Raw genomic sequence first — 1,589 nt, forward strand, 5'->3', positions numbered from 1 at the left:
CGCGCCGGCACGCCCACCCACGCGACCGCGCTCGACCTGCAGGCGGCCCTCGCGATCGAGCTACTGATCATGGCGCCCATCCGGATGGCCAACCTCAGCGGGCTGCGCTGCGGCGTGCACCTCTTGCGCGGCCGCGACGGCGGCGTGACGCTCGCGCTCGCCGGGCACGAGGTAAAGAACCGGATGCCGTTCGAGGTGCGGCTGCCCGACGACACGGCACGGCTGCTCGACCTCTACGAGGCGCATTACCGGCCGCTGCTCAACGCCGCCGGCGGCGACTGGCTGTTCCCCGGGCGGCGGCCCGACGCGCCGAAATCCTCCGAAGGCTTCCGCCAGCAGATCCAGAGATGCCTGCGCGTCCGCTGCGGACTCGCCTTCCATCCGCATCTGTTCCGGCACGCGGCCGCGAAGCTCATCCTGGAGGATAATCCGGGTGCGCACGGTCAGGTGCAGCGCGTGCTCGGTCACAAGACGATGGCGACGACGCTCGCGTACTATACCGGCATGGAGGCCCAGGCGGCGGTCGCCCATTACGACATGCAGGTGGTCCGGCTGCGCGCGGACGGCGCCTTGCCGCCACCCGCGCCGGACCGGCGCCGGGGGAGCCGCTGATGGACCTCCGTGATGCGGGCGATGCGTCCTCGAATACCGGACGGCGTGTGGCGCTGCGGCCGTCGGAGTGGCCGCCCCTGGATCAGGACGCCTGGGCGCGCGCGACCCGTCGCGGCGGCTTCCTCGACGAAGACGGCGACGCCGCCGCCTGGCGCCCCGCCTCGCGGCGCTCCGCGATCGGCGCCTGGGGCCGCTATCTCGCCTACCTGCGCCAGCACGGGCTGCTCGATCCCGACCAGGGACCGGCCGCGCGCGTGCGACCCGAGTTCGTCGGCGCCTATGTCCGTCACCTGCAGGCGCGATGCGGTTCCACCACCGTCGCCAGCTACCTTGGCGTGCTGGAAATGATGATCCGGGCGCTGGCGCCGGGCGAGGACTGGACCTGGTTGCGCCGGCTCCAGGCCCGGCTGCAGCGGAATGCGGTGCCGAGCCGCGACAAGCGCCGACGCGTCGTGCCCGCCGACGACCTGCTGCGCCTGGGGATGGAGCTGATGGAGGCTGCCGAGGCGATGGCGGCGGACGCACCGCTGAAGGCAGCCCTCGGCTATCGGGACGGCCTCATGATCGCGCTGCTGGCGATGCGACCGTTGCGGCAGCGCAACTTCCTCGGTATGGAGATCGGGCGGCACCTGCTGCCCTGCGGCGACGGCTTCCGGCTGCGGTTCGACGCCGACGAGACCAAGACCGGTCAGCCGCTCGACGTCTCCGTCCCCGTGGGTCTGGTGGCGGCGCTACGGCGCTACCTCGATCACCACCGCCCGTTCCTGCTGCACCTGCGCACGACGCGCGGACGCTCGCGACAGAGCCGGTCCCCGCCGTCGGGCGCGGCCGTGTGGCTAACCCAGTACGGCGCGCCCTGCGGCCCGTCCGCGCAGCGCGCGGCACTGGAGAAGCACACCGTCGCCCGCTACGGCCACCTCGTGAACGCGCATCTCTTCCGCGACTGCGCCGCGACGACCGTGGCACATCGCGATCCC

2 protein-coding genes are annotated in these 1,589 nt (G+C 72.8%); both read left to right on the plus strand.

Going from position 1 to position 1,589, the window contains the following annotated elements; genetic code table 11:
• Nucleotides 1–612, plus strand: a 612-nt coding sequence (locus B8460_RS10590) for a site-specific integrase (RefSeq protein WP_048861566.1), incomplete at its 5' end; no start/stop codon positions are given.
• Nucleotides 612–1,589: hypothetical protein (locus B8460_RS10595; RefSeq protein WP_048861567.1), on the plus strand; the 978-nt coding region annotated here is incomplete at its 3' end. The genes B8460_RS10590 and B8460_RS10595, both read left to right, overlap by 1 nt.

Origin of the sequence: Acidisphaera rubrifaciens HS-AP3 (genome assembly GCF_000964365.1) — a bacterium.
Lineage (GTDB): Bacteria > Pseudomonadota > Alphaproteobacteria > Acetobacterales > Acetobacteraceae > Acidisphaera > Acidisphaera rubrifaciens.